This window comes from Streptomyces sp. UNOC14_S4, from assembly GCF_020740835.1.
GTDB lineage: Bacteria > Actinomycetota > Actinomycetes > Streptomycetales > Streptomycetaceae > Streptomyces.
The window spans coordinates 1-667 of sequence record NZ_JAINFC010001037.1 but is presented as its reverse complement, the minus strand read 5'-3'; the positions used below and the strand labels follow the sequence as shown (position 1 = coordinate 667).

Annotated in this window: 1 pseudogene; it reads left to right on the top strand. The window is 70.6% G+C overall.

Annotated elements, in window-relative coordinates:
• Nucleotides 1-667 (top strand): annotated as a pseudogene (locus tag K6I34_RS37770) (polyketide synthase dehydratase domain-containing protein); the annotation flags it as partial.

Genomic DNA, 667 nt, shown 5'->3' with positions numbered 1-667 from the left:
CCACCGGCACCACCACCTACATCGAACTCGGCCCCGACGCCATCCTCACCCCCCTCACCCACGACACCCTCAACACCACAGACACCACAGACACCACGAGCACCCGGCCCACCGCCATAGCCGTACTCCGACGCGACCGGCCCGAAGCGCGCTCCCTCGTCACCGCGATCGGCGAACTCCACAACCACGGCGTCCCGGTGGACTGGCAGGCCTACTTCGCCGGAACCGGAGCCCGCCACGTCGACCTGCCGACGTACGCCTTCCAGCACGAGCGCTACTGGCTCGACGCCGGCACCCAGCACACCGACGCCACCGACCTCGGCCTCACCCCCACCCAACACCCCCTCCTCGGCGCCACCACCACCCTCGCCGACACCCACGACACCCTCTACACCAGCCGCATCTCACCCCACACCCACCCCTGGCTCACCGAACACACGGTGCACGGTGTCCCGGTGCTGCCGACGGCCGCGCTGGTCGACATGGCCATGCGCGTGGGCGACGAGCTGGGCTGCACGGCCGTCGACCGTCTCACCGTCCACACGCCGCTCGTCCTGCCCGCACGCGGCACCCTGCACCTGCAAATACGCGTCACCACCCCCGACACCGACAACCGACGCACCCTCACCATCCACACCCGCCCCGACACCCAAGGCGCCCCCTGGAC